Here is a 20385-nt window from a genome sequence, read left to right as displayed (position 1 = left end):
GCACACCACACGTTGAGTGTTGGCTAGGCGCCCGAAGCTGGCCCTCATCAGGGATGTGGATAATAGAGCTTCAAAGCCCATGCGCATCGACCGCCACCGCATCCCGAATCTGGTCCGTCTCTTTGCCGTTCTGCTGCTACTTTCTCCCGTCCTTGCCGCGCAACCTCGCCTTGTTGGCTTCAGCTCGCGCCCCGGCACCTTTCGTCTTTCCGCTTCAGGGCACACTGCCACCATCTTTCTGTCGCCGGAGGACGCACCCGCGCTCGGCACCGCGGTGGAAGCCTTCGCCGACGACGTGAACCGTGTCACTGGCAATCGTCCCCGCATCGTATCCTCTCTTACAGGTCTCAGCAACGCGGACGTGGTGCTCGTCGGCACTGTCGCGCACTTGCCCCAGCTCCCGCACCTCGACACTGCCGCTATCGCCGGCCAATGGGAGTCCGCCCTCACCACCACACTCGACCACCCGCTCCCAGGCATCGCCCACGCACTCGTCTTTGCTGGCAGCGACCGGCGCGGCGCGGCCTTCGCCCTCTTTACACTCTCGCGCCAGATGGGCGTCTCTCCGTGGTACTGGTGGGCAGACGTGCCGGTCGCGCATCGCGCCTCCATCTACATCTCCGCCCATAACGTCGTGCAGCCTTCGCCCTCCGTCCAGTATCGCGGCATCTTCCTCAATGACGAAGATTGGGGACTGCGTCCCTGGGCCTCCGCGAAGATAGACTCTAAACTCCATGCCATCGGACCGAACACCTACGACCGCATCTTCGAACTTCTGCTCCGACTGCACGCCAACTCGCTATGGCCGGCCATGCACCCCGGCACGCTGCCGTTCAACGCTGTGCCGGAAGACGCAATCCTCGCGGACAAGTGGGGCATCGTCATGGGCTCCTCGCACTCCGAGGCACTTCTGCGCAACAACGTCGGCGAGTGGTCCGAGGCTGCGCCACCCAAAGGCGACGGGCCCTGGAACTACCAGCTCAATCGCGACGCCATGATCCGCTACTGGGACCAGCGCCTCCAGGCCAATGGCAAGTACGAGAACTTCTACACCGTCGGACTGCGCGGCGTTCACGACACCGGCCTCGAAGCCACCGGCGACGACCAGGTCAAGGCCCGCCTCGTCGAGCAGGCCATCGGCGACCAGCGCGCTCTCCTCGCGCATCGCGTCAACCCCGACCTCACCCAAGTCCCTCAGGTCATCTGGCTCTACAAAGAGTCCCTCCAGCTCTTCCGCGCCGGCATGAAGGTCCCGCCTGACGTCACCCTTGGCTGGACCGACGACAACTACGGCTACATCCGCCAGCTCCCGACCGTGGCCGAACAACAACGTCCCGGTGGATCCGGTCTCTACTACCACGTCTCCTACTGGGGCTTTCCCCACGACTACCTCTGGCTCTGCTCCACCCCGCCAGCCTTGATGCGCGAAGAGCTCACCAAGGCCTTCGACCACGGCGTTCGCCGCTACTGGGTCCTCAACGTCGGCGACCTCAAACCAGCCGAGTCCGACATCGACTACTTCATGCAGCTCGCCTGGGATGAACCGACCGTCTCCCGCGAATCCCAGCACGACTTCCTCGCACGCTGGTTCGCCGAGCAGCTTCCGTCCGTAGACTCCCAAGAACTCGCCACACTCTACGACAGCTACTACCATCTCAACTTCATCCGTAAACCCGAGTTCATGGGCTTCAACGGCTACAACGACGGCATCAATCGCACCGCGTTCAATCCGCTGGCCTTCGGCGACCAAAACGCAATCCGGTTCGCCGCGTGGCAGAAGCTTTACGACGAAGCCGAGGCCCTCGAGCAGAAGCTCCCTGCCGCCGCGCGATCGTCCTACTTTGAACTCGTAGCCTACCCTGTCGAAGCTGCGGCGGCGATGAACCAGAAGTTCCTATCTACGGATAGAACCTATCTCGACGCCCACGACCAAAGCCCGACCGCTCTAGCCACCGACACCGCCAAGGCCCGTGCTTCCTACGAACGCATACAGAGTTTGACCGCGCAATACAACGACCTCCAAACGGGCAAATGGCAGGGCATAATGTCCGCCGCTCCCCGTGATCGCCACGTCTTCGAGATGCCCGCCACCGCGACCATGGCGGACGCAGCCAAACCGCTGCCCTCAGACTGGGGCAAGGGCGACCCCAATGCCACCATCTCCATCAATGCGACCAGTTTCAACCGCAAGGTCGATGGAACACTTGCCCGCTGGAATGTACTCCCCGAGTTAGGCATCTCTGAAGGCGGCTCCGTTACCTATGGTTCTCCCGGCCTGCTCGCGAACCAACCCACCGCGAGCCTCGCCCCGCAGCCCTCACTCGACTACGACTTCACCACCACCGTTGCCGGACCAGCCACGGTCACCCTTCACGTCCTGCCCACGTTCCCTCTGGACTCAGACCATGCTCAGCGCTTCGCCGTCAGCCTCGACGGTGCCCCAGCCTCCATCCTCGACACCGGTAGCACCGGCGAGTGGCATGAAGACTCCGCCCCCGTCTGGGCCGCCAACGTACTCCGCAACTCCGCCATCCTAACAATACCTGTCGCCAACCTTACCGCCGGTCGCCACACCCTGCGCCTTCTCTACCTCGACCCTGGCGTTATATTCGAGCATATTGTCATCACGCTGCCCAATGCGTCGCCGGCCTATCCCGTCCCCGGCAAGACTCGCGCATCTTCGTGAGCTCCTGGAGCAACCCTTCCGCCCCGAAGACGATGAACCCAACCATCTTCGATGGATCGCGCCGCTAGGCGCGGCGGCGCTTGGGAGTCGGCTTCTCCAACTCAAGATTGAACTCGTGGCGCACCACCGTGTGCGAGAGGACAAGGCTCGTCGTCGGTACGCCGTAGCTCAGGAGCTTCATGATGAGCTGCTCCAGTTCTTCAATCGATGAGACCAGCACCTTCATCATCAGGGCGTCACCGCCGGTCACGTGGTCGCATTCGCGCACCGCTTCAAGCGTCTTCACAAACTGCGTGAACTGCCGATAGCGCTCGCCATCGCACACCATGCGGATATGCGCCTTCACCGCGTACCCAAGAGCTGCGGGATCAATATCGATCCGATAGCCGCGAATGATCTTCGCCTCTTCAAGACGGTGAACGCGCTCTGCCGTCGCGGAGGGCGAAAGGCCAACTCGCCGGCCAAGTTCAGCGTACGTAGCGCGTGGATCTTTTTGGAGTTCAACCAGGATCTTGCGGCCGATGTTGTCGAGAACAGAACCATTGTCCATCTGAAGTCCTCCCAGGCAAGAGTGCTATAGCAACACGGGTAAGGCGCAATTCAATTGAGTTGATGGCTTGAGGCAGGAGCGCGTGCAACGGGGACGCGGCAGAGCCTGCGGAGAGTTCGCCTGCATTAACCGTATGCGATGGCCGCAAAGAATCGAAGTGAATTGACGCTGCGAAAACCGCATCCGGCGGTTGATCCAAGCTAATTCCAGGATATACGCACTTGAATCAATGGCTTAAACTCATCTTACCGCGATTTTCTTATAACACAGCGAAGTCTTGCTTGCGCTGAACCGGAGGCTACTTCAAGATGCGAACGGCGATGCCCACGAGCAACGCTCCGCTGTTTGCTAGAACGAATGCTTGCCTCTCTCCGACCTTCGAAGCCCGCAGGTATTGACCGGCTTGAATGTCGAGACCCTCTTCACGGGTCAGCGTTGCCAACTGCGCGCTTCCCTGTGAGCAGAGGAGAAAGAAGTCATCACAGGTCGGCACAAGGTATCGCGCTTCCTTGATGATCTCGAAGGTCGCACCGACCTTGCCGCGCCTCACCATCAGGTTCAGATCCTGCGTAGGGCCGCCAAACAAATCGCAAGACACGTCTTCCTCACCACGAAAGAAGAAAGGCACACGCTCTTCGTCGAGCCGATGATCCGGCCAAGCTGGGGAGCGAAGCGTGACACCATCTCCGCGCCAGAGCAGGATCGTGCGATCAACCCCCGGAAACGTAGAGAACTCTCCCGGCGCATCAATCTGCGCGATGCTGATCCGCCACAAAAAGTCGTTTGCCCCGGCCGCCGCGGGCGCAACGGCAAGCTGTCGCGTGGTGCCTCCACCGTTCTTCCACGGGATGGAGGCCACGCTGTCGATCGCAATGGGCGCTTGAATCTCCATCAAGCTCCTTATTCGACGGACCTGTTCGGAAGCAGCGGCAGCTTGAGGTGTGCCTTGCGCGCAGTCTCCTGCGCCAGCGCATAGCCAGCGTCCGCGTGTCGCATCACACCGGTCGCGGGATCGTTGAAGAGCACGCGCTTCAGCCGCGCATCCGCCTCTTCCGTGCCATCGCATACGATGACCACGCCGGAGTGCTGCGAATAGCCCATGCCCACGCCGCCTCCGTGATGCAGGCTGACCCAGGTCGCCCCACCTGCAGTGTTCAGCATGGCATTCAACAGCGGCCAGTCCGACACAGCATCGGAGCCATCGAGCATCGACTCCGTCTCACGGTTCGGGCTCGACACAGACCCCGTATCAAGATGGTCGCGACCGATCACGATGGGGGCCTTCAGCTCGCCGTTGCGCACCATCTCGTTGAACGCAAGCCCCGCAAGATGGCGCTGCCCCAGGCCCAGCCAGCAGATGCGCGAGGGTAAGCCCTGAAACGCAATGCGTTCGCGAGCCATGTCGAGCCAGCGATGAACGTGATCTTCTTCGGGAAAGATCTCCTTGATCTTTGCGTCGGTCTTGTAGATGTCTTCCGGGTCGCCCGAGAGTGCGACCCAGCGGAAAGGCCCCTTGCCCTCGCAGAAGAGCGGACGAATATAAGCGGGAACGAAGCCTGGAAAATCGAACGCATTCTTCACACCAGCTTCGAGCGCGACCTGCCGGATGTTATTGCCATAGTCAACAGTAGGCACGCCCATCTCGTGGAAAGCGAGCATCGCGCTCACATGGGCGGCGCATCCCTCCGCCGCTGCATCGCGAAGCGCCGCGTGCTGCGAAGAGTCCTTTGCAGCTTCTTTCCATTGCTCGACAGTCCAGCCCACCGGCAGGTATCCATTGATCAGATCGTGCGCCGAGGTCTGATCTGTAACAAGGTCAGGCCGTGGCCCACCAGCCTGTGCGCGACGCACGAGCTCCGGCAGCACCTCTGCCGCGTTGCCCAAAAGGCCAATAGACACGGCCTCCTTACGTTCACAGTGGTACTGGATCAGCTCAAGCGCGTGGTCAAGATCCCTGGCTTGCTTGTCGAGATAGCGCGAGCGCAGACGGAAGTCGATGCGCGATTGCTGGCACTCGATATTCAGCGAACAGGCATGAGCAAACGTCGCGGCAAGAGGCTGAGCTCCGCCCATGCCTCCGAGGCCAGCGGTAAGAATCCAGCGCCCGCGAAGATCGCCGCCATAGTGCTGCCGCCCGGCTTCGGCGAAGGTCTCATATGTTCCCTGCACGATGCCCTGGGACCCGATATAGATCCAGCTTCCGGCTGTCATCTGGCCATACATCATCAGGCCCTTGCGATCGAGCTCGTGAAACTTCGCCCACGTCGCCCACGCAGGCACAAGGTTCGAGTTCGCGATCAAAACGCGCGGCGCATTGGGATGCGTCTCGAAGACGCCGACGGGCTTGCCCGATTGAACTAGCAGCGTCTCATTGGCCTCCAGATTCCGCAGGCAGTTGAGGATCTCGTCAAAGCACTCCCAGTTACGAGCGGCGCGGCCGATGCCACCGTAGACGACCAGGCTCTCCGGGGCCTCGGCGACTTCGCTATCCAGATTGTTCTGAATCATGCGATAGGCCGCTTCGCTCAACCAGTTCTTGCAGGTGATCTCGGAGCCACGCGGCGCGCGGATCTTGCGTGAAGGATCGAAGCGGTTGGTCGTGGCCTGCTCGGCGGGCGTGTCGATGACGGTAGATGACATGGCTAAGTCCTCACATACTTCCTAAAATATTGACCCGGTGCTGCGATCGAGATCAGTGCGCAAGCGCCTTCCATGCAGCAAGAAACTGATCGTTCGCCTCGATCGATCCAACGCTTACACGGACATGCGTGTTGAACGCAGGCTCCATCCACGGCTTTACGATGACTCCGCCAGGCAGCAGCCGCCGCGCTACTTCGGCAGCATTGTCGCGAGCATCGAGAAAAAGAAAATTCGCGTTTGAGGGCGCCGATGGATAGCCCATCTGTTCCAGCGCTGCACGCATACGTTCGCGCTCGGCGACGGTGCGCTCCACGACCGTGTCGACATAAGCGCGGTCCCCAAGCGCCGCAATCGCACCGATCTGTGCAAGCCGATTCACATTGAAGGGCGCGCGAACACGGTCCATCAACTGGATCATCACAGGGTCGGATGCGATCGCGTATCCGATACGAAGTCCTGCAAGTCCATACGCCTTCGAGAAGGTCCGAAGCATCAGCCACGGAATATCGAACTCGGCCAGGATCGCGTGAAAGTCCGGATAAGACGGGTCAGCCATCGCATATTCGAGATAAGCTTCATCGAACAGCACAAGCGTCTCTGGTGTGAGATGACGCAGGATGCTGCGCAAATCTTCAGCAGTAATCGATGTGCCAGCCGGGTTCGATGGATTGCCGAAGAGCAGCATGCGAGTGCCAGGCGTGAGCGCCGCGATCACTTGGTCCACGTCCATCCTGTAGTCGACGCCGATAGATACAGTCGAGACCTCAGCGCCGACAGCCTGCGGCCAGATCACATGCAATCCAAACGACGGAGCGAAGGTAACGACGCGATCGCCAGGCGAGAGAAAGGTATGCACCGCGACTGAGATGAGATCCTCAGAGCCATTGCCGAAGATGAGTTGCTCCGGAGCCACCTGCAAATATTCGGCAAGCACGACCCGCAGCGAATCGCACGACGCCTCCGGATACATCGCTATCTCCGGAGCAGCGTTAGCAACTGCCGCAATCACTTTCGGGCTGGGTCCATAGGGATTCTCATTGCTGCCCAGCTTGGCAATCTTCTCAACGCCATAGTGCTTGCGGACGTAATCGATGGAGAGGCCTGAGTTATACAGCGGCAACTCACGAATCGCCGCCCGCGTCGCGCTCAGGAATGGCTTAAGCTCGTTCATCGTCTCCATAGTCAAAGGCCTCTCCTGAATCGATTCCAGAATTCCGTACGCGGGCTAAAGTGCAAAATGACTACGCCTCCGCAACGCTCGGCTGCGCTTCCTTACTGAGGCTCTGGGCATGTTCCCTGCTGGCGGCGCGAAGCATATTGAAGCCGGTATAGATCATCACGCAGAAAACAAGCCAGCGCAGCCCGTACAGTGGCAACGATCGAACGAAGTACGCCGCCAGCAACACGCCAGGCAGCCCGCCAATCGTCATGCCGATAGCCGCGCGCCAGTTGTAACGGTTCTGGCGAATAAAGCGAATGCTGCCGACCGTCCCGAGAAAAGCGCAGGAGCCCATCATGATAGGGAACGCCGCGCGCGGGCTCATGCCCAGCATGTACACGACCATCATGCACGGCGCGAAGAAGCCGATGCCAAGCGTCATCAACGCTCCCAACAGCAGGTTCGCAGCAACGGCGATTAGCAGACGTGGCCCGTCAAGACCCAACAGCTCCCCGCCAAGTGGCAGCAGATCAAACTGCCTTGCCAACAGGAAGCCAGCCGTTACGAACAACGTAGTGCCCATGCCAATCTGGATCTTGCGCCGCGGCCAGCGCGAGACGATGCCGGCGCCGAACCACGCACCGGCGGCGGCGGCGATGATCATCAACGTCAACGTCTTCGGATCGACATCGACCACCGACATATAAATGTAACCCTGCGCCACAGCAGGTAGCGTGATGCCGATGTTCAGCGTGCCGGGAAGATCTTCATCGGCAACGAGGTTCCACACACGGTAGAGCGCCGTCGTCGTCGCGAAGGCACCGATGCCAAGCGTGTCGAGAAAGAGCGTGAACAAGCCGATGCCACACTCACGCAGACTCGGCCAACAAAGCGACTGCTTGCGCCGCGCCTCCTGATACCAGAGAACACAGAAAACCACAGTACAGAGGGCGAGAGCGACAAAGAGCATCTGCTTGATCGTCATGATCGCCAAATCCTCGTTTCTTTCGAAAAAGATTGCGGTGACCCGACGCGGTCTCCAGAGCTTGACCGGGCAATTCCTGTGGGCGTAGTGCAAGTCTAGCGCCTGCGCAAACGATTCCTCAACGACTTCATGCAGCTACGGAAGCCTGCACCTCAATATTGTTCAACAATCCCGAGGCGATGAACTTCTCCGCACTCGTCATGCGGGTGGAGAGAACGCAGTCCTTCGACCAGCCTGGCACGTGCTCACGGAAGCGGCGTATCGCCTCCTGCAATAGGGGGGTAGTATCGCTGTCTTCGCGGAAGTCGAGCGCACGCGTTGCCGCCATCAGCTCGATAGCGACGATCATGCGAGCGAGCTTGACCGACTGCTCCAGCTTCAGCGCGGAGGTCATGCCCATGCTCACAAAGTCTTCCTGGTTGCCGCTGGTCGGCAGCGATCCCGTTGACGCCGGCGTGGCCAGCACGCGCATCTCCGCATAAAGACCGGCGGCGGTGACCTGCGCGATCATCAGGCCGGACTCAATGCCCGGTGCCGATGCGAGGAACGCCGGAAGCCCTTCGTTCAGCGTTGGATTCAGCAGGCGTTCGGTACGGCGCTCGGATATGCCCGCAATCTGGCAGATCGCGATCGCAAGGTAGTCGAGATTCAGCGCAAGCGGAGCGCCATGAAAGTTGCCACCGGAGAGAATGTCTTCTTCGAAGACCAGCGGATTGTCGGTGGCGCTGTTCAACTCGATCTCGAAGACGCGGCGAGCTTCGCGCAGCGTGTCCCACGCGGCACCATGCACCTGCGGAATGCAGCGCAGGCAGTAGGCATCCTGAATCTTCCGGTTCACGCCCTGCGTGCGCGGGATGGGGCTATCGGCAAGCAACGAGCGCATGTGCTGCGCGCTGTGCATCTGGCCTGGATGCGGACGCACCTTGTGCAGCCGCGGATCAAACGGAACCGGAGTGCCGCGCAGCGCTTCCATCGTGATGGCAGCCGATGTCTGCGCGGCGACGAAGAGCGTTTCAATCTCTTTCAACTGCAGGCAGCCAATCGAAAGCATCGCCTGCGTGCCGTTCAGCAGCGAGATACCCTCCTTGGCCTGAAGCTGCAATGGCTCGAGGCCCGCGAGCACCAGGCACTCCGATGCGGGACGAACCTCACCCTCATACTCAACGTCGCCTTCGCCGATAAGAGCCAGCGCCATGTGCGCAAGAGGAGCGAGATCGCCGCTCGCACCTACGCTTCCGCGCGATGGAATCACAGGCGTAATGCCGCAGTTCAGCAGATCGCAGATTCTCTCCGCGATGACCGGGCGGATGCCCGAGACTCCCTTGGCGAGCACATTCGCGCGGATCGCCATCAGTCCGCGAACCACCTCGTGCGGCAGCGGGTCGCCGACGCCGCAGCAGTGCGAGCGCACAAGATTGATCTGCATCTCTTCGATCTCTGCATGACCCAGCGCGATGTTTGCGAGCAGGCCCACGCCGGTGTTCAACGCATAGACAGGCTGCGTGCTCAGCATCGCCTCTTCCACAAAGCGGCGCGAAACCGACATGCGCTCAAGTGCGGCGGGAGCAATTGAAACCTGGTCGCGGCCATAGGCAATTGCAACAACTTCATCAACGCTGAAGCTCATTCCATCTAACTGGATCATGGTCTCATCCTACGTAAGAACAGGTAGCTCGGTGAATGGGGAATCAACGCCACTTTTGCCCGCTATAGCTTGATTGCCTGCTTTTGACCGCCTTGAACCGCTGTATCCTCTGCGAAAAGCGGTCGGCTCCGAACTTACGCTGGCAGAGACGAGAGCCGACGAGCAACTGCGGTGTAACGAGTGACAATTTCTTCGGTTAGAGGGCTTTGTCTGTTTGCCACAAGAACACGTCCGTTGCTTACGACATCGCAGACCGCGGTCCGCTCAGAGCCGAAGACGATGGTCGAAAGCAATTCGCCAGCCGTCGCTCCGGCAATCGAAAGATCTTTGAGGTCGACGGTGAAAAAGTCCGCGGGGAGGCCAGCCTTCAGTTCCCCCGTATTCATGCCGAGACTCTTCGCGCCACCAGTTGTCGCATAGCCGAACAGCCGCTGGGCAATCTCTTCGCCGTGGATGCCATCAAGAAGTAGCCGGCGCTGACGCTTCAGGCGGAGGTGGTAGTCAAGCTCACGCGCATCCTCAAGCAGATTGATGTTCGCCTGGCTGTCCGTGCCGAAAGAGAATGGAATCCCGGCGGCGCACGCCTGGTCTGCATCGATGATGCCGTCGCCGAGATTGCGCTCGGTCGTCGGACAGGAGCAGATCGTGGTACCCGCACGTGCGAGATGCGCGATCTCTTCGGAGGTCACATGGATCGCGTGAACGAGTGTGGTGCTGCTTGTGAGCAGGCGTTTCTCCGCCATCAGCTTCACAGGCGTATAGCCATACTCACGCACACACGCGTCCAGCTCGGCAGTCTGTTCTGCCATGTGCATGTGGATGGGCAAGCCGCGCGACTGCGCCCATTCGCTAATGCGCCTCACTTCGTCGATCGTGACCGCGCGTATGCTGTGCGGAGCAACACCGAAGCTCACCGTCGGATCAAAGCCCTGGATGTCCGCGGCGAGTCGCTCCATGCTGTTGATGTATTCGACGTTGGTCTCATAGAACCGCGCCTGGCCTGGGTTTGGAGGCAGTTGATATCCCGCGCGCGAGTAAGCGACACGAAGCAGGCAGATGCGCAGACCGACCGAGCGCGCTGCGTCGATGACAGCCTTGGAGAGCAGATTGGGATCATCATAGGCCGTGCCGTCGGTCTGGCGATGGAGGTAGTGGAACTCGCCGACTGCCGTAATCCCCGTGAACGCCATCTCGAGGAAGGCCATGCGGGCAACATCGTAGAGTTCTTCGGGGGTGAGCCGCGATGCAGCGCGGTACATCGTATTCCGCCAAGCCCAGAAGTCGTCGCCATTGACTCCGCGATGTTCCGCAACGCCACGAATGAGCCGCTGAAACGTGTGCGAGTGGCCGTTGACGAGGCCCGGCAGCATCGCCCGTCCGGCCATGCCGACGACCGTTGCACCTTCGGGGGAGATGTCCGCGCCTATGTTGAGGATCGCGCCATCGTCTCCCACGAGCAGCCCTATCCCGCTTTGGAAGGCTCCTTCCAGGTAGAGAAGTTCGGGGCGATAGAGTGTCGGCATGGTGTTACTCACTTCCATTGAGAATGTCGTGCTTGATTCGTGATGAGGATCAATTGAGGCCTTGCAGCAAAAGGTGCTTGATGATGCCGGTCCATTCTTCAAGTTCGTCTATGGGGACGCGCTCACGTTCGCTGTGCGCTGTCTCCATATCCCCCGGGCCTACGACCACAACCGACTGCGCGATTGCGGCGAAGCGCGCAGCCTCAGAGCCAAACGAGATCCCTATCTCTGTGCGATTAAGCAGGCGGCATAGAGTCGCTCCAAGTAAATCGGACGCGGGGTTTGCAAATCCAGCATCCGTACGTAGCACCTTCACTTCAATCTCGCACCCGGGATGTTCGCTTGAGAGAGCCGATGCGATGTCTTTCAAAATGAAGCCACCGAGCGCGGGATCTTCACTGGGAATGGGACGCCACTCGACAAGAAAGCTACATGCGCCTGCAACAATGTTCTTCGCCGTGCCACCGTTAAGGACGCCAACATTGAAGGTGGTAACAGGCGGCGTGAAACGAGCATCGCTGCTGGCCGCAGGCTGTTTCTGCAGGTGCTCTAGCTTGACGATGAAGCTCGCGGCCGCGTTGACGGCGGAGGCTCCGCGATACGGAAAGGCGCTATGCGCTTCACGTCCGCGGATGTTGACCTCCGCCAATGCATATCCCTTCCCTGCCGTCGCAGGATGAAGCGACGTAGGTTCACATACGATGACGTTGCGCGGACGGATCGCCCCACTGGCCGCGAGCTTCGTTGCGCCGATGCAGCCGATCTCTTCTTCCGCGGTAAAGGCGAAGGCCACGGGAGACTTCATGGACGCTGTATCGACCTGGAGCGCGGCGGAGATGAGCGCGGCCAGTGAGCCTTTTACATCGCACGATCCGCAGCCATGAAGGAAGCCGTCCTGTTCCGTCAGGTTTGTGGCGGCGGCCCATTCGCGCCGAAACGGAACGGTGTCCGTATGACACACGAAGAGCAGTTCGACGTCGGGCAGCGCGTCCTTGAAGCGGCTTGGAATGGCAAGGAGATTTGCCTTCTCAAGACCATCCGTCGCGATGTACGGAAAGCGCTGGATGAACCATCCACGGGGTTCCAGCAGTGATTGAATCTCGTCGAGCAGTGGAGCATTCGAAAGCGACGAGACGCTTTCGATGCCGACCAGGGTGCGTAAAATTTCAGGAGTCCCAAGCACAGTTAGCAGACCTCCTGTCCGGAGACAAAGACGCGGGGCCTCGAGGGTGTCGCGATGAAGTAGGCGAGCTCTCGATAGTCATCGAACTCGTGGATGACGAAGTCGGCCTTTTTGCCCGCTTCAAGTGAGCCGATATCGTGCGCGAGGTTCAAGCTTGCTGCGGCGTTGATGGTAGAGGCTACTACCGACTCCGCGGGCAGCATCTTCATGTAAAGTGCGGCCAGTGTGATGATAAACGGCATCGATGCAGTGGGCGAGGAGCCTGGATTGAAGTCCGTAGCGATGACGGGCGCTAGGCCCGCCTCGATCATCGCCCGGGCGTTGGGATATTCACTGCGGCCGAGCGCAAAGACCGACGCAGGCAGAAGAACAGGCTGCACTCCGGCGGCCTTCAGCGCGGGCATGTCGTCGACCGACATGCATTCAAGATGGTCGGCGGTGACTGCGCCAAGTTCTGCCGCAAGCTTCGCTCCACCATCGGAGCGGAACTGTTCGACGTGCATGCGAAGCTCGAGGCCACTTCGCTTCGCGTGTCCAAGGAGTTGCCGCGCCTCCGCCACCGTGAAAGCGTGGTCGTCGCAGAAGATGTCACAGTAGGCAGCAAGTTTCTCTTCGCAAACGGCGGGAATGATCTGCTCCGTGATCAGTGCGATGTAAGCTTCGCGGTCTGCGCGGAACTCGGGCGGAACAGTATGCGCGGCAAGCAGCGTCGGCACGATCCTCATCGGCACCTGCAGCTGTAGCGACCGCAGCGCACTCAGTATCTTCAACTCGGACTCAACGGAGAGGCCATAGCCGGACTTCGCTTCGATGGTCGTAGTGCCGCCGCGAAGGAACCACTCCGCATGGCGCTGGCCAATTGCGATGAGGTCGTCCTCGGAGGCCTTGCGTGTATACCCAAGTGTCGAGGCGATGCCTCCGCCAGAGGCTGCAATCTCCTGGTAGGTACGTCCCGCGACGCGCTGTTCGAAGTCGCCAAGACGATTGCCGCCAAAGAGCAGATGCGTGTGGGCATCGACAAAGCCCGGCATGACGGTACGACCTTGAGCGTTGATGATCTCCGCGTCAGCCGGAGCCAGAGCCTTGATCTCCGCGTAGCTATCGATGGCTGCGATGCGGCCATCGGCAATCAGCATCGCGGCATCGTTGCGGATGCCGAGGTCGAGCAGCTCGGCACCCATTCGCGGCCGTGATGGGCCTGCGACAGTGACGAGTTGTCCGCAGTTCACGACGATGGATGTTGCCGCGCCTTGCGGGGCAGAGTCTTTACTGAAGGTCACACAATCTCCGGGCGGAGGCGCAGCGCTGCTGCATGAATCTGCTTCCTGCACGCACTTGAATCTTACTTGTCCGAGGAGCCCTTGGCTGCAACCGGCTTCTTCGGTTCCTTGGCCTCGGCCACAACTGGCTTCTTGTCTTCCTTCACCGGAGGAACGCAGTCGCTGGAACGGCAGTTATGGGAGTTGACCGACCCAAGCTTTTCAAGCAGCGCAACCGCCTCTGGATTCGGGAGAGACTTCTCGAACGGTCCGTTTGCGAGATCGGCCACGGTATCTCCGGCCTTGGTCTTGGCATCGATCTTTGCGCCATGATCCACGAGGTACTGAATGTTCTTGAGATCGCCAACAAAGGCCGCGCCGTGCAAAGGCGTGTAGCCAAGAGTATCCTTCGCGTTCACATCCGCACCCTGGCTCATGCAGTACTGAATCGCCGCAAGACGCGTGGGCGAGGTAGTGCTGTAGTTCGCGGACCAGCCGAGACCTGCGGCAACCATCAGCGGCGTGGTGCCGATCTTCGATGGCATATTGGGATCGGCACCGCCAGCCTTCAGCACCTCCATCGCCTTCACATCATCAGCCTGCGCTGCACGCCAGAAGGCAGTTGAGCCGGTGGGATCGATCCAGTTCCGGTTCTCGCTGAGGATGCGCGACCATACCTGCTTCTTGATCTGCGCATTGGGGTTCGCACCCTTGGCCAGCAACAGCTTCATCAACGTGAGATAGTCGGTCTTCTCCTGGTCGACGATCGGCTCGGCAGACCACTCGTGCGGTGGCCAGCGAACATCGATCGTCGCATAGAGAGGAGCGACACCCATGTCGTTCGCGAGGTTCACATCCGCTCCGCGATCGATCAGCAGTTTGGCAAAGTCATAGTGGCCGTTCGCGATGGCGAGGACCAGCGGCGTCGAGTGCTCGCTGCCGCTGACCTGATTGATCTTCGCTCCACCATCGAGCAGCGCCTTCGCTGCGGCGATGTTCCCTTCGCGCGCGGCGTACAGGAGAGGCGTCATTCCGCCCATAACGTGGGCATTGCGCTCCGCAGCGGCCTTCCGGAACGCGGCGATGGTGTCGTCTTCTTTCGCGGCTTCCGCTTTGGCAACCGGCGGGTCTTTGTAGTCCGGCTTGGTCGCATCGGCACGAGTAGCCTCGGCCTTGACGGTCTCTTCCTTCTTGCTGACTGTGGCCGACTCGGAAGCCTTCTGCTCGCTCTTGGCGGTGGCCTTCTCGCGGAAGTTGATCTTCGGAATCTCGACGACCTTGGAGGAGGCGTTCGGATCGGCCCCATGCGCGAGCAGCACCTTGATCGCGTCAGCCCGATCGAGATTCGCCGCAAACATCAGAGCGGTCTGCTCGTGAACATGTTCGCGGAGATTGACGTCCGCACCGTAGTTCAGCAGCGTCGTAACGGCCGGGACACTCCCTGAAGCTGCCGCCATCATCAGCGACGTCGTGCCAAGGCTATTGGGCTTATTGATGAGCGCGCCATGCTGGATCAGCAGGTCGATCATGGCTGCATCGCCCATCTGGCTGGCGAGGTGGAGCGGCGTCAGCGCAGCGAGGCGCGTCTCTGCATTCACGTTTGCATGCGCTGCAATCAGAAGCTCGGCGAGCGCGAGGTTGTTGGTAGTCACGGCCCAGTGCAGTGCTGTAGAGCCATCACCCTCAGGACTATCGACCGCAACGTGTATGCGGAGCAGCTTCTTCACTTCGAGCGTGTTGCCGCTCTTCACGGCCTCGGGCAGGCGAATGTCCGGCTGCGTCATGGTATCCGCCGCAAGGCCAGCAGGGGCCAGCAGAAGCGCGAGCATGGCCGTTGCTAGATTGAATCTCCGCTGAATCATCGCATACCTCCTTCGCACCGCTGGCTAGATGTTGATGACGCCGGTGCTGTCGCCCAGGTGGTCCATGTTCATGCCCAGCTTGTTCATCATGGTCAGCAGAACATTGGCCATAGGCGTCTCGTCCGGCACCTTCACATGATTGTTGCCGCGAACACCGCCGCCCTTGCCCATCAGGAAGAGCGGAAGTCGCTTGTGGTTGTGCACGTTGGAGTCACCCATCGGACTGCCGTAGAGCGTCAGTGAATGGTCAAGCAGGCTGCCATCGCCATCAGGCGTATTCTTCAACTTCTCGAAGTAGTAGCTCAGCAGGCTGACGTGGTACTTATTGATCTTCGCGAACTCAGCGATGTGCGCCGGTGTCTCGCCGTGGTGCGAGCAGCTATGGAACGGCGTGGTGACGCCGCTCTCCGCAAAGACGCGCATGCAGACGTCGCGGCTCATCTTGAAGGTGCTGACGCGAGTCACGTCCGTCATAAAAGCGAGCACCTGCAGATCGAACATGAGCTTTACGTGTTCGTCATAGCTATCCGGTACACCGAGCGGGGCGGAAGGCAGCGAGCGCGACTCACCGCTGGCGTTGTACTTCTCAATGTGCTGGATGCGACGCTCGATCTCGCGAACGTTCTCGAGATAGTCGTTCATGCGGCTGCGGTCGGCTGCGCCAAGATTCTTCTGCAGGCTCTGCACATCGCTGCCAATCCAGTCGAGGATGCTGGCGTTGACCTTCTGCCGCTGCAGGCGTTCACCGGGCGTGGAGCCATCGCCAAAGAGCGTCTCGAAGGCCATGCGCGGGTCCATCGTCATCGGCAGCGGCGTGGTGGGATTGGCCCAGCTGATCGTGTCTGAGTACACGCAGGCATAGCCGTAGTCGCATGCGCCGGATGCGTCCGCGCTCTCGATGCAGAGCTGCAGCGAAGGCAGCGGCGTGTCCTGCCCGAAGCGCTTCGCGTAGAGCTGGTCGATGGAGGTGCCGTTGTAGATGTCCGCGCCTTCCGTCATCTTGGGGTGCGCCGCGGTCAGGTACGCAGCCGAGGAGCGCATGTGGTCCGCGCCTTCTTCTTCAGGCGTCGATGCCATGGCCGGACGAAGGTCAGTGCCGCTCACAATCGTCATGTAGTCGCGATAGTTCGCAAGCGGGCTCAGCGTATCGGACATCTCGAAGCTCGAGCCTTCACCAGCGGGAGACCAGTAGTGCTTGTTCGTGCCGTCCATCGTGCTGCCGGCAGCGCCGTGTACCATCTCGATGCAGGTAAGGCGCGACATGGGTCGAGCGGCGGTATCGGCAAGCGCCGTGCGCGCCGGAACCATCGCATCCAGCAAAGGAAGACAGACCGTCGCTCCCATGCTGCGCAACATCGTCCTGCGAGATAGATGCCGTTTTGTGAGATACATGAACGCTCCCTTAGTCCTGAATTCTAGTGGTGTTCCGCGCCGGTTGAAGAGGCCGGACCGTTGAGATCAATCGAAGCTGTAAAGCGCGCCGGCAAAGCTGGCTCTGCGGCTCTCATCCGGAAAGGTTCGCTGTTGACGATGCCCATGACGAACGATGAAAAGGTGTTGTCATGCCGCGCGGCAGAGGCCGCAATGGAACGCACAACCGGCATATCGGCTGGCGTGAGCACGCGTCCCATGCCGTAAGCGAAGAGGTTCTCGGTAAAGGTTCCGAGGAACGCGTCGGAGTGCGCCATCAGCGCGTTCCGCAGGCTGGCCGGGCTGCTCAGCTTTGTGCCATCGTAAAGAACGCCCGCTGAGTCGATTGGAGCGCCCGAGTCGAAGCTGCGCCATGCGCCGATGGGATCGTAGTTCTCCAGCGCAAACCCGATGGGGTCCATGAACTTGTGGCAGGCAGCGCACGTGGGGTTCTTGCGATGCTCTTCGAGACGCTCGCGCACGGTCTGCACCGAACCACCATCCCCATGCTCCTTCAGCGCCGGGATGTTGGGCGGAGGTGGCGGAGGTGGCGTGCCGAAGAAGATCTCCATCACATACTTGCCACGAATGACGGGCGAGGTACGGTTTGACGCGGAGGTAAGCGTGAGGATGCTGGCTTGGCCGAGAAGACCGAAGCGGTTCTCATCGGTCAGCTCAATGCGGCGGAAGCGATTGCCGGAGACGTTGGGGATGCCGTAGAGATTGGCGAGTTGCTCGTTGACGTAGGTGTAGTGCCCGTTGAGCAGCGTAAGGACGCTCGCATCGTCATGGACGATACTGCCGAAGAAGAGCTCGTTCTCCTTCCGCATAGAGTCACCGAGGGTCTTGTCATAAGCCGGATACAGGTAGCCGTCCGGCTGTACGCCCTTCAGGTTCTGAAGATGAAGCCACTGGCCTGCGAAGTTCGTTGAGAGCGACTTCGAGCGAGGATCGGCCAGCATGCGTTTTACCTGCGCACGTAGCGTGATGGGGTTGTGTAGCTTGTCCGCTTCGGCAAGGTCGAGCAGCGTCTTGTCCGGTGCGGCGCTCCAGAGGAAGTATGAAAGCCTTGATGCCAGCTCAAGATCGCTGACAGGGTAGAGCGAGCCCGAAGGCGCTACAGTATCCTTCACGTTCTTCCGGACACCCTGCTGACGGCTGCGCTCAAATCGATAGATAAACGATGGGCTCGAGAGGATCGCTTGCAGCGACACGCCGACGCCGCCTTCAAAGCCGCCATTCTCATGGCCAAGTTCGTAGAGCTTCATCAGCTTTGCGACTTCAGCCGTCGTGACCGGCCGGCGATAAGCCTGCGAAGCAAGCCGCGTCACGATGCTGCGCGCGCAGGGCTCTTCCTGTGCGGCCACAGTCGGATGACAGGAGAAGATCAGCTTGCGGCTAGGCGTCTCCGAGATGCCCTCAACCTTCGTCGGTCCGGTAACAGTGAACTCATGCACATGTGGCAGCGTGGTGAGCCCAGGAATATCGGCCTGGTTGAGATCGAGCAAGGAAAAGCCAAAAGGCTGCACGGCGTCTTCAACCGGGCCATCGAAGTTGTTAATGAAGGCGGCAGAGATACGCTGCGGCCCAGCCTTGACTGCAATCGCCGGCGTGCGCAGCTCATCGAACTTGGTCATCGCCGGATTGAGCGTGAAGACAGCAGCGCGAGCCCCGTTGATAGAGATCTCGATCTGCTGCCCGTTGCCCTGCATCGCTCCGAAGAGCTGGCCTTCAAGCGAGAAGTAGAACGTGACCTTGAAGGTGTAGAGACCATCCGCGGGAAAGTTATGGACAACCGAGATGCCGCCCCGCGTGCCGCGCGGAGCTCCATCGACATGGCCCACCTGCGATACGACCCGAGGCAGGCTGTACGTCGAACTCAGCGGAGCGGCGCCGCGGTCGCCGATGGCCTGCCGGCTGATCTGTCCGGCAGCGCGAATGTACGCCTCCATCAATGCAGGCGAGAGCGTCAGCACATCGGACATGTTGTCGAAGCCGTGGCTCATGGCGTCGCTGGGCAGCAACTTCTCCGCGTCGACATCGACATCAAGCAGCTCATGCACAGAGTTCGAATACTCTGCCCGGTTCAAGCGATGCAGGGCAGGATTACCGATCGCAGGCCGGGTCGCCGCGTAGCTATCCACGTCACTCGCCAGCGACGTGGCGAAGAGCTTCATCGTCGCAGCGTCAGGCCGAGCCTTGCCCGGAGGCGGCATCATGTTCACGCCAACGCGTCGGATCACCTTCTCCGCAAGATCGATGTTCTTCTCGGGATGCTGCAGGTCGAGATCGGTCAGCGTCATGCTGCCCGACTTCTCATCCGGATTGTGACAATCCGAACAGTAGCGATCGACCAGTTGCTTCTGCTGGTCTACGGTCATATGAGAAGCGGGCGTCGCGTGGGACTTCGGCGCCTGCCCATAGGCGGTCACCAGACCCAGACTGCAGACGGCCATCATCATCCGATTGCGCATCAATCCATCTCCCAAACAGGTGCCGTTGCGGTGTTATTTCGAGGGTGTTGACGTTGCCGCAGGAGCGAGAAGCTGGCGAATCTGCGCCACCGATTCGCTGACGTGAATGTCGTAGCCGTACTTGCCAATCTCCGCCGTCGAAGCGCGGCCATCGCCGCTGACGCCGTTCGTGGAATGCTTGAGATGTCCAGGCTGCGCAGGAGGAGCACCGTCCGGAATCTGCTCGACCGCTATCGGCAGCTTGTCGCGACGCACCCAGGCATCGGGCGCAGGCTCAAGGTACATCATCTCTGAAGTGTCGTTGATCGAAGCATGGCCGCCTGGCGAAAGCCCCTTCGACGCGATCCACGCGTCGTAGTCGTCGTTAGACTTCTTGTAAGCGTCCTCGCAGTAGACGACGCGGATGCCCTGGGGCGCGTACTTCGCGTCGAGCTCCGTAGCAAGCGCGGCGAGTTCCTTCTGCCCGCCGCCGTGGTCGCCCATCAGCACGACGTTTTTGAAGCCGTTGCGGATAATCTGCTCCGCGACTTCCTTATTCACTTCCTTGAACGTCTCCGCCGTAATTCCGATCGTGCCCGGAAGGTCTGGGTTAGCGTTGTTCGGCGAGAAGGGCAGCACCGGCGCGGCGACCGCATTACCCAGCTCGCGCGCGATAGCAACCACCTTGGCATGCGCCACAAACGTATGACCGCCATTTACTGCCTGCGGCCCGCGCGTCTCGGTGCCCCCGTTGAAGATGAGCGCCGTAGTCTTGCCGGCAGCGATCGCATCCTTCACTTCGTTGGTCGTCATCAACTCCAGATCGACACGGTCCACCTTTGCGGCGGCCTTCGTTTCAGCCAACGTACCGGCTGCCGACGTGGCGAGAATCGCCGCGACGACCCAGGCCCTATGTTTTGAGAGATGAAATCCCGTCAACGTTTCCTCACTTGAGTGCTTGCTACGAGCAGTGTCGCGAAACAAAGCGGAGGTGATGACCACTGCTTAAAGAGTAGGGAATATGGGACAA

At 60.4% G+C, this 20385-nt stretch carries 14 protein-coding genes; 1 reads left to right on the top strand and 13 read right to left on the bottom strand.

The genetic code is table 11. The annotated features are described in order from the left end of the window. The first annotated feature begins 79 nt into the window (after positions 1 to 79). Entirely contained in the window at positions 80 to 2686 is a 2607-nt protein-coding gene (locus OHL18_RS06300; protein ID WP_263373971.1) for a glycosyl hydrolase 115 family protein, read from the top strand. Between the two features lie 64 nt (positions 2687 to 2750). Here OHL18_RS06300 and OHL18_RS06295 read toward each other — a convergent pair whose 3' ends face one another. The 13 genes from OHL18_RS06295 to OHL18_RS06235 all read right to left on the bottom strand — a co-directional run bounded on the left by OHL18_RS06295 (position 2751) and on the right by OHL18_RS06235 (position 20294). Further along, the gene (locus OHL18_RS06295) at positions 2751 to 3236 is read right to left on the bottom strand and encodes an Lrp/AsnC family transcriptional regulator (RefSeq protein WP_263373970.1); all 486 of its coding nucleotides are present in this window, start codon (positions 3234 to 3236) and stop codon (positions 2751 to 2753) included. 298 nt (positions 3237 to 3534) lie between these two features. After that, positions 3535 to 4128 (bottom strand): HutD/Ves family protein, encoded by a 594-nt coding sequence (locus tag OHL18_RS06290; protein ID WP_263373969.1) that lies wholly within the window; start codon positions 4126 to 4128, stop codon positions 3535 to 3537. An 8-nt stretch (positions 4129 to 4136) separates the two neighbouring features. Further along, on the bottom strand, positions 4137 to 5876 hold the full coding sequence (hutU, locus tag OHL18_RS06285) for a urocanate hydratase (RefSeq protein ID WP_263373968.1): 1740 nt from the start codon (positions 5874 to 5876) through the stop codon (positions 4137 to 4139). Between the two features lie 52 nt (positions 5877 to 5928). Further along, entirely contained in the window at positions 5929 to 7047 is a 1119-nt protein-coding gene (hisC, locus tag OHL18_RS06280) for a histidinol-phosphate transaminase (protein WP_263373967.1), read from the bottom strand. Between the two features lie 70 nt (positions 7048 to 7117). Beyond that, complete coding sequence (locus OHL18_RS06275) at positions 7118 to 8020, bottom strand: sulfite exporter TauE/SafE family protein (RefSeq protein WP_263373966.1); 903 nt, start codon at positions 8018 to 8020, stop codon at positions 7118 to 7120. 127 nt (positions 8021 to 8147) lie between these two features. Continuing rightward, the gene (gene hutH, locus OHL18_RS06270) at positions 8148 to 9665 is read right to left on the bottom strand and encodes a histidine ammonia-lyase (RefSeq protein ID WP_263373965.1); all 1518 of its coding nucleotides are present in this window, start codon (positions 9663 to 9665) and stop codon (positions 8148 to 8150) included. 134 nt (positions 9666 to 9799) lie between these two features. After that, positions 9800 to 11188, bottom strand: coding sequence for a formimidoylglutamate deiminase (hutF, locus tag OHL18_RS06265; protein WP_263373964.1), 1389 nt, complete (start codon positions 11186 to 11188; stop codon positions 9800 to 9802). Between the two features lie 49 nt (positions 11189 to 11237). Further along, a complete protein-coding gene (locus tag OHL18_RS06260; RefSeq protein WP_263373963.1) occupies positions 11238 to 12371 on the bottom strand; it encodes a M20/M25/M40 family metallo-hydrolase in 1134 nt (377 codons plus the stop codon). 2 nt (positions 12372 to 12373) lie between these two features. After that, a complete protein-coding gene (gene hutI, locus OHL18_RS06255) occupies positions 12374 to 13651 on the bottom strand; it encodes an imidazolonepropionase (protein ID WP_263373962.1) in 1278 nt (425 codons plus the stop codon). Between the two features lie 62 nt (positions 13652 to 13713). Continuing rightward, positions 13714 to 15492, bottom strand: coding sequence for an ankyrin repeat domain-containing protein (locus OHL18_RS06250; protein WP_263373961.1), 1779 nt, complete (start codon positions 15490 to 15492; stop codon positions 13714 to 13716). A 24-nt stretch (positions 15493 to 15516) separates the two neighbouring features. Beyond that, the gene (locus OHL18_RS06245; protein ID WP_263373960.1) at positions 15517 to 16884 is read right to left on the bottom strand and encodes a DUF1552 domain-containing protein; all 1368 of its coding nucleotides are present in this window, start codon (positions 16882 to 16884) and stop codon (positions 15517 to 15519) included. Between the two features lie 23 nt (positions 16885 to 16907). After that, a complete protein-coding gene (locus OHL18_RS06240) occupies positions 16908 to 19376 on the bottom strand; it encodes a DUF1592 domain-containing protein (protein WP_263373959.1) in 2469 nt (822 codons plus the stop codon). Between the two features lie 33 nt (positions 19377 to 19409). After that, positions 19410 to 20294 (bottom strand): creatininase family protein, encoded by an 885-nt coding sequence (locus OHL18_RS06235; RefSeq protein WP_263373958.1) that lies wholly within the window; start codon positions 20292 to 20294, stop codon positions 19410 to 19412. Between the last annotated feature and the right edge of the window lie 91 nt (positions 20295 to 20385).

It is taken from the genome of Granulicella aggregans, from assembly GCF_025685565.1.
Classification (GTDB): domain Bacteria; phylum Acidobacteriota; class Terriglobia; order Terriglobales; family Acidobacteriaceae; genus Edaphobacter; species Edaphobacter aggregans_B.
The sequence above is the reverse complement of the archived record's forward strand: the minus strand, read 5'-3'. Positions and strand labels throughout refer to the sequence as shown.

Excerpts from the sequence above, each read along its gene's own strand:
- OHL18_RS06300 (WP_263373971.1), top strand. The coding sequence starts at position 80 with ATGCGCATCGACCGCCACCGCATCCCGAATCTGGTCCGTCTCTTTGCC.
- OHL18_RS06295 (WP_263373970.1), bottom strand. The coding sequence starts at position 3,236 with ATGGACAATGGTTCTGTTCTCGACAACATCGGCCGCAAGATCCTGGTT.
- OHL18_RS06290 (WP_263373969.1), bottom strand. The coding sequence starts at position 4,128 with ATGGAGATTCAAGCGCCCATTGCGATCGACAGCGTGGCCTCCATCCCG.
- hutU (WP_263373968.1), bottom strand. The coding sequence starts at position 5,876 with ATGTCATCTACCGTCATCGACACGCCCGCCGAGCAGGCCACGACCAAC.
- hisC (WP_263373967.1), bottom strand. The coding sequence starts at position 7,047 with ATGAACGAGCTTAAGCCATTCCTGAGCGCGACGCGGGCGGCGATTCGT.
- OHL18_RS06275 (WP_263373966.1), bottom strand. The coding sequence starts at position 8,020 with ATGACGATCAAGCAGATGCTCTTTGTCGCTCTCGCCCTCTGTACTGTG.
- hutH (WP_263373965.1), bottom strand. The coding sequence starts at position 9,665 with ATGATCCAGTTAGATGGAATGAGCTTCAGCGTTGATGAAGTTGTTGCA.
- hutF (WP_263373964.1), bottom strand. The coding sequence starts at position 11,188 with ATGCCGACACTCTATCGCCCCGAACTTCTCTACCTGGAAGGAGCCTTC.
- OHL18_RS06250 (WP_263373961.1), bottom strand. The coding sequence starts at position 15,492 with ATGATTCAGCGGAGATTCAATCTAGCAACGGCCATGCTCGCGCTTCTG.
- OHL18_RS06245 (WP_263373960.1), bottom strand. The coding sequence starts at position 16,884 with ATGTATCTCACAAAACGGCATCTATCTCGCAGGACGATGTTGCGCAGC.
- OHL18_RS06240 (WP_263373959.1), bottom strand. The coding sequence starts at position 19,376 with ATGCGCAATCGGATGATGATGGCCGTCTGCAGTCTGGGTCTGGTGACC.